Here is a 7,394-nt window from a genome sequence, read left to right on the forward strand (position 1 = left end):
ATGAATAAAATAAACTACAGGTGTAAATTTAAAAAAACTCAGTACTTTAAGTGTAGTGATATTGTGATGGGCATGAATAATATCAGGGATTAATTTTAATTGCTTTAAATTAGAAGTAACATTAATTCCTTTTTCAATCAATTCGTTCGCTAATGCTCCCTTAACCAATGTAAAAATTTCTACTGCATGTCCCCTACTCATGAGTTCAATTGCCAGTTCTTTTATATATGTTTCAGTACCTGTATTCTCAAAAACAACTATATTTGTAATTAAAATATTCATTTACATTGAATTATTGTTAATACCAAGACATAACTCTGCAATAGGCTTGATATGCTTTTCAAATGTTATTATAGTTGAATAAGATCCCTCAGTCACCCTTTTCTCCCCAAACTCTTCATAATAAGGCTTTACATCGCTCCAATTTGATATTTGATTAAGATCTGTTACTTTACCGAATGATTCCCACAAAAAAACTTCTTTCCCATATTTCTCAATTGCGATGTCAACTTCGTATTTTAATTCTGGATAACTCATTGCAGCATTTATTTTCATTTTGAACTCTTCATCAGAAAGCTTTAAAGACAATCCTTCTATATTATCATCAAATGAAACATTATTTGGTGCAGAATCTAATACAAAATCATAATTTAATATTGCCGTCAAATTATGATTAATCGATAAGTCAGAAATAATTCCATTTATCAAATATCTACAAATGTCATGAGTTGGATTAAACCCTTCTAAAGCATCACCTACTATTACATCATACTTATTTTTAATAATCATATCTTTAAGACTATTCTTGTATGAAAAAATTTCAGACAAATCCTGTTCTAAAACTATGTTATATAATTCTATATCCGTAAATATTTTAATTGAATCCTGAAATTTAGCACCCAATGAATCTAATAATTTTATAGATTGTCTAATCCTAGAAGTATTATTTGAGCCTGAACCATCCGTTAAAATAAATACATCTGGTTTATATTTTTTTATAAATGCATATGCTCTTAATTCATGTCCTGGATGACCAATTATTAATGCTGTTTTAGGTTTCATTTTTATATTTTAGAAATTGAATAATATTAGCACCATTTTAAAAGTTAAAGATATTATATAAAATATCTTTCGAATTTTATACGGAAAAATTACTATTTCACAAACCTTTATAGAATTGAAAAAGATATAGCGGATAGCGGGATTAGCTCCTAAAAAAAAAATCATTTATCTAATGTTCAAAAGATTAAGACATTAAACAAATCACAAATCTCGCATAAATTAGTTTATTTCTAAACTTATTGCCTAAATTTGCAAAAAATTTACAATTACAAATATACTATAAATGAGTACAACGACTATGCCTTTTGTGGCTTTCAAAGTAAAAGACATTTCTCTAGCAGCCTGGGGAAGAAAAGAAATTGAACTAGCTGAAGCTGAAATGCCGGGTTTAATGGCGCTTCGTGCAGAATACAAAGACGAACAACCACTTAAAGGTGCTCGTATTGCTGGATGTTTGCACATGACGATTCAAACTGCTGTTTTAATCGAAACATTGATTGCTCTTGGTGCTGAAGTAACTTGGAGTTCTTGTAACATTTTCTCTACTCAAGATCAAGCTGCTGCTGCTATTGCTGCTGCCGGAATTCAAGTTTATGCTTGGAAAGGTCTTGATGAGGAGTCTTTTGACTGGTGTATCGAGCAAACATTATTCTTTGGTGAAGACAGAAAACCATTGAACATGATTCTTGATGACGGTGGAGATTTGACAAACATGGTTATTGACCGTTACCCAGAATTGGTTGCTGGAATCAAAGGATTATCTGAAGAAACTACAACTGGTGTACACAGATTATACGAAAGAGTAAAAGCGGGAACATTACCAGTGCCAGCAATCAACGTAAATGACTCGGTTACTAAATCTAAATTTGACAACAAATACGGATGTAAAGAATCTGCAGTTGATGCAGTTCGTCGTGCTACAGATATTATGTTGGCTGGAAAAAGAGTAATCGTTTGTGGATACGGTGATGTTGGAAAAGGAACTGCCGCTTCTTTTAGAGGTGCTGGTTCTATTGTAACTGTTACTGAAATAGATCCAATTTGTGCTTTACAAGCTGCAATGGACGGTTTTGAAGTTAAAAAATTAAATACTGTTGTTGCTAATGCTGATATCATCATTACAACTACAGGAAATAAAGATATCGTTCTTGGAAGTCACTTCGAGCAAATGAAAGATAAAACCATCGTTTGTAACATTGGACACTTTGACAACGAAATTGACATGGCTTGGTTGAATAAAAACCACGGTGCTTCAAAAATCGAAATCAAACCACAAGTTGATAAATATACTATTGCTGGAAAAGACATCATCATTTTGGCTGAAGGTCGTTTAGTAAACCTTGGTTGTGCTACAGGTCACCCAAGTTTTGTAATGAGTAACTCATTTACAAACCAAACTCTTGCACAAATCGAATTGTGGAAAAATAGCGCAGCTTACAACAATGACGTTTATATGTTACCAAAACATTTAGATGAAAAAGTAGCAATGTTACACTTAGCTAAATTAGGCGTTGAATTGGAAACATTACGTGAAGATCAAGCAGCTTACATTGGAGTTGAAGTTCAAGGTCCATTCAAACCAGAATATTACAGATACTAAATGATTGTAGATTTTTAGATTTACGATTTTAGGTTATTTCAAAACCCTTACAGAGATGTGAGGGTTTTTTTTTTAATATCTGTATCAAAACAAATTAAATATAACTATCTGATTTTTAACAACTACCGTTTTTTTCAATAACTTTACGAATTAAACTTGATGCAATTTTTAATTATTTTGCTATGGACGATATTGGACAAAAACCTCAATTTCTTCGTGCAGGAAAAGATGATTTTTTCAAAAAATTAGCTAAAGAAGTGCATGAAACCGTACTAAAGAATAAAAAATTACAATACAAAAACATTGCAAAAGCACTGGGATTACTAATTCTTTTTTTTATATCCTACTCGTGCATTTTAGCATTTGGAAATAATACCGCCCCATTATTTTCAATGTATATCATTATGGGATTTACAATGATACTCATTTTCGTAAACTCATTTCATGACGCCAGTCACGGAGCTCTTTTTCCAACCAAAAAACAAAATCGAACTTTCTGCTACGTAATAGATTTTTTTGGAACTAATAGCGAAATCTGGATTCAGCGCCATTTACTACTACATCATCCCTATCCCAATATTCAAAACTGGGATTGCGATATCAAACAAACTGATGTTATACATATTTTTCCCAATAGTCCTTTGTACAAATTCCACAAATATCAGCACATTTACATATGGCTCTTATATCCATTTTACACTCTAATTTGGCTATACATTAGAGATTTTAAAGATTTTTTCGGATCCAAAAACAACTATTTAAAGCGAGTATACACCATTCCCCCCGTGGAATACATAAAACTTTTTGTTTCCAAAGCTTTCAATCTATTTCATATGCTGATTATTCCTTATTGGATCCTAGAACAAAGTTTCGGAACTATCTTTCTTGCTTGGATTGTGATGCATCTGACCTCAAGTTTATTTGGAGTTGTAGCTTTAGTATCTACCCATGCAGATGAATCAGCTCATTTTCCATTACCTCCTTTGGACGGCAAAATGGAAGTTACCTGGATCGAGCATCAACTTATGGTTACCAAAGATTTTAATGCTGGTGATCCAGTATTTGATTTTCTCTATGGCGGATTTACACATCATGTTGCGCATCATTTATTCCCTACAATTGGTCATACATACTATCCAAAAATAACACCAATTATACGTAAATATGCCGAAAAAAATCAACTTCCATATACCTGTAGGCCTGTCTTAAAAGCTATAAAATCTCATTATTTATTATTGAAGAACTCTAGTCAAGCCGATTCTATTTTCTACTCTTCTGAATTGTGAAATTTCAAAAAAATTAACCTTTACCCCAATTGAAAATGGAATTAAACTATTTAGTTCAGAAAAACATTACTTCCTAAAAAAAGCATTTAAATTTTAAAACTGTTTTTTTATTGTTTTAAAAACATAATTTTCAATATCTTAGTGTTTATAATTAGATATAGAACACCCCATTATGCTTTCTCAATTATTAACCCAAAATTAGGCACTTTGAAAAAAAATCTCCCTCTCTTTCTTTTGTTTACTTTATTAATGGTTAGTCAAATTATTTTTTCTCAAGAGAAAAAACCTAAAGTCGTATTAGTACTGAGTGGTGGTGGAGCTAAAGGAATTGCACACATTCCACTTTTACAAGCATTAGATTCTTTGCATATTGTCCCTGACCTTATTGTTGGAAACAGTATGGGGAGTGTAATTGGAGGTTTATATGCCATGGGATATTCCGGCGATAGCATAGCGAGCATAACCAAAAACATCGATTGGGACAAATTGCTCGGCGGAAGCTTGTCGCTAAAGAATGTTAGCGTTGAAGAGAAAAGCGAATTTCAAAGATATCTGGCAGGAATAGGCATAAAAGACGGAAAACCAACTAGCGTCAGCTCCATATTAAACGACCAAAACTTAAGAGAATATCTTTCTGAATTGACTTTTCCTGTCTACAATGTCAAAGATTTTGACAATCTTCCCATTCCTTTTAGAGCAATGGCAACAGATGTCGTATATGGAAAAGAAGTTATTCTCAGTAAAGGAAGTTTGGCATTTGCCATGAGAGCAAGTATGTCATTACCCGCTGTTTTTAAACCAATGCCGTATGAGGAAACCTTATTAGTCGATGGTGGAGTAATGAATAATTTCCCTACTGATATTGCCAAGCAAATGGGCGCTGATATCATAATTGGGAGTGATGTAGGCGGAGGGATGGAACCCAAAGATAAACTCGATAATTTTGTTACTGTACTGATGCAAACCAGTATGTTTCCAAGCAACATCAAAGATCCCGAAAACCGAAAACTCTGCGACATCTTAGTAGACCATATGCCCAACTTAAGATTTTCCACAGCCGATTTTGCAGAGAGTAACGAAATCTACAAAGACGGTAAAATTGCCACAAAACTCAATTTAGATGCTTTGTCTGCATTAGCCGATAAATTAAAAGGATATAAACAACGCACACACTATCTCCCCAAAGTCGCCAACGAATTTTTGATTGATACTATTGTTTACAAAAACATCAGCAAAGAAAACATTCCCTTGGTAATTGCTCGAACAAATTTCGAGCCACATACAAAATACACTACCAAAGATTTGATCGAAGGCATCAATAGAGCCATGGGAACCAATCTTTTCAATCAAATTACCTACAGTTATTTCATAAAGGACGGAGACAAACTAGGGTTAAACATAAATGGCTTTGAATACTCAAAAAACCAAGTCAACGCATCCTTACACTATGATACCTATAGAGGTGTTGGACTAATTCTTAATTATACAGCCCGAAATATTCTCGCTCAATCCTCTCGTCTTGTCATTACAGCTGATATTGCAGAACAACCTAAAGCAAGAATCGATTTTCAGAAAAACTTTGGAAAAAACAAGGACTGGTGGTGGGGCTCTGAACTTTATGGTGCCTTTTTAAAACAAGAACTCTTTATAAGTGGAAAATCGGCTGACAATATGCTTTACAATGCATTTGAATTCAATAATGAAGCAAACCGAAATTTAAATTCCCTAAAAAGCTATATTGGTCTCGGCTTAAACTACAATTACACAGAGGTAAAACCCAAAAATGACCCCTATTTAAATCCTAATATACTATCCCTTAACAATTACAACTTTGAAGACATAGAGATGAATATACATTATTCATATAACGATATGGACAAAGTTTTTTTTGCAACAAACGGAACGATTTTAAGAGCCAGCATAAACCGTTCTCTTTTTAGCGACACCAATATAAACTATACGGATACGAATTTAACCGACTATTCGGGACAAACAAATGGGTTTACAAAATTTGGATTCGGTTTTGAAAAAAGGATGCAGCTAAAAAAGAAGGTCACTTGCATAATGGGCTTTGATGCTAATTTTATTTTTCAAGACAAACTTAAAGATGGTGATGTTTCGTTTTCTGATTTTGGTTATGCTTCCAAATACTTTCTTGGTGGCATTTTACCTAGTTCTGGCAGTAACCGCTTTTCTTTTCCAGGATTACACGAAGACGAAGTCAACGCTTCTCAATTTATGGCAATCAAACTTGGCGCACAAATAAATCCATTAGGAAAAATTTATCTAACTCCCCATTTTAACATTGCAACTGTTGGTTTTGACAATTTCAACGAATACATTGGTGATGCTTTTAATCCAAAAGGGAATTGGGATAATGGCACAGAAACCAGTCTTTTACTATCCGGAGGAGCAGCCGCTTCTTATCTATCTATTTTGGGACCAATTCATTTTGATGTTTCATGGATTAATAATATAGACAAAGTGAGATTATTTTTTAGTGTTGGATTCTCTTTTAACCCTTCAAATTAAAATATTTTTCAAAAATATCCTCCTTAAAAATTCATCCACCTAAGCAGGTAATTATTCTTCACATACATATCAATTCTCATTACAAAACAAAAAACCCGCTTCTTTCGAAACGGGTTTTGCAATAATATCTAATTCTTATGATTATGCTTCGAATGGAAGTATAGAAACATAAGATTTATTATCTCTTTTCTTTTGGAACTGAACAACTCCATCTACTCTTGCGTGTAGGGTGTGATCTTTACTGATGTAAACGTTTTCACCTGGATTGTGTTTTGAACCTCTTTGTCTTACGATGATGTTCCCTGCGATAGCAGCTTGTCCACCAAAAATCTTAACGCCTAAACGTTTTGATTCTGATTCTCTACCATTCTTCGAACTACCGACACCTTTCTTGTGAGCCATGACGTATGAGTTTAAATATTGTTATTATTCTTTAGTAGCTTCTTTTTTTGCTTTTGGAGCTGCTGCTTTTTTTGCTTTTGGAGCTGCTTCAACTTCAGTTGCCGGAGCATCTTCTGCTACAACCGCTTTTTTAGCTGCTGCTTTTTTAGTTCCACCTGCTGCAGTAATACCTTCAATTACAATTTGAGTAAGATATTGTCTGTGACCATTTCTCTTTTTGTATCCTTTTCTTCTTTTCTTTTTGAAAACGATAACTTTATCTCCTTTTAAGTGTTGTAACACTTTAGCTTCTACTGAAGCACCTTCTATAGCTGGGGCGCCTAAAGTTACATTTCCATTATCATCTAATAAAAGAACTTTGTCAAAAGAAACTTTTGAACCTTCTTCATTAGCTAGACGGTGAACATACACCTTTAAGTCTTTGCTTACTTTGAATTGTTGCCCTGCTATCTCTACGATTGCGTACATAACAATAATGTTTATTAAAATTTTAAGTGCGCAAATATACAACT

At 33.4% G+C, this 7,394-nt stretch carries 7 protein-coding genes; 3 read left to right on the top strand and 4 right to left on the bottom strand.

Features of this window, described 5'->3' with window-relative positions:
* Positions 1-282, bottom strand: a 282-nt coding sequence (locus tag VFS71_RS04225; protein ID WP_326399568.1) for a glycosyltransferase family 4 protein, incomplete at its 3' end; no start/stop codon positions are given.
* Complete coding sequence (locus VFS71_RS04230) at positions 283-1,062, bottom strand: hypothetical protein (protein ID WP_326399569.1); 780 nt, start codon at positions 1,060-1,062, stop codon at positions 283-285.
* Between the two features lie 283 nt (positions 1,063-1,345).
* On the opposite strand from VFS71_RS04230, the gene ahcY reads away from it, so the two are divergent.
* The 3 genes from ahcY (at position 1,346) to VFS71_RS04245 (ending at position 6,480) form a co-directional block, all read left to right on the top strand.
* A complete protein-coding gene (gene ahcY / locus VFS71_RS04235; RefSeq protein WP_326399570.1) occupies positions 1,346-2,662 on the top strand; it encodes an adenosylhomocysteinase in 1,317 nt (438 codons plus the stop codon).
* 182 nt (positions 2,663-2,844) lie between these two features.
* Entirely contained in the window at positions 2,845-3,948 is a 1,104-nt protein-coding gene (locus tag VFS71_RS04240) for a fatty acid desaturase family protein (protein WP_326399571.1), read from the top strand.
* A 207-nt stretch (positions 3,949-4,155) separates the two neighbouring features.
* On the top strand, positions 4,156-6,480 hold the full coding sequence (locus tag VFS71_RS04245; protein WP_326399572.1) for a patatin-like phospholipase family protein: 2,325 nt from the start codon (positions 4,156-4,158) through the stop codon (positions 6,478-6,480).
* A 141-nt stretch (positions 6,481-6,621) separates the two neighbouring features.
* Here VFS71_RS04245 and rpmA read toward each other — a convergent pair whose 3' ends face one another.
* Together rpmA and rplU are read right to left on the bottom strand one after the other, a co-directional pair.
* Positions 6,622-6,882: a 50S ribosomal protein L27 gene (rpmA, locus tag VFS71_RS04250; RefSeq protein ID WP_111409679.1), complete on the bottom strand. Its 261-nt coding sequence runs from the start codon at positions 6,880-6,882 to the stop codon at positions 6,622-6,624.
* Between the two features lie 24 nt (positions 6,883-6,906).
* A complete protein-coding gene (gene rplU, locus VFS71_RS04255; RefSeq protein WP_089051829.1) occupies positions 6,907-7,350 on the bottom strand; it encodes a 50S ribosomal protein L21 in 444 nt (147 codons plus the stop codon).
* Positions 7,351-7,394 lie beyond the last annotated feature (44 nt).

The sequence above is a fragment of the Flavobacterium sp. genome (assembly GCF_035760125.1).
Lineage (GTDB): Bacteria > Bacteroidota > Bacteroidia > Flavobacteriales > Flavobacteriaceae > Flavobacterium.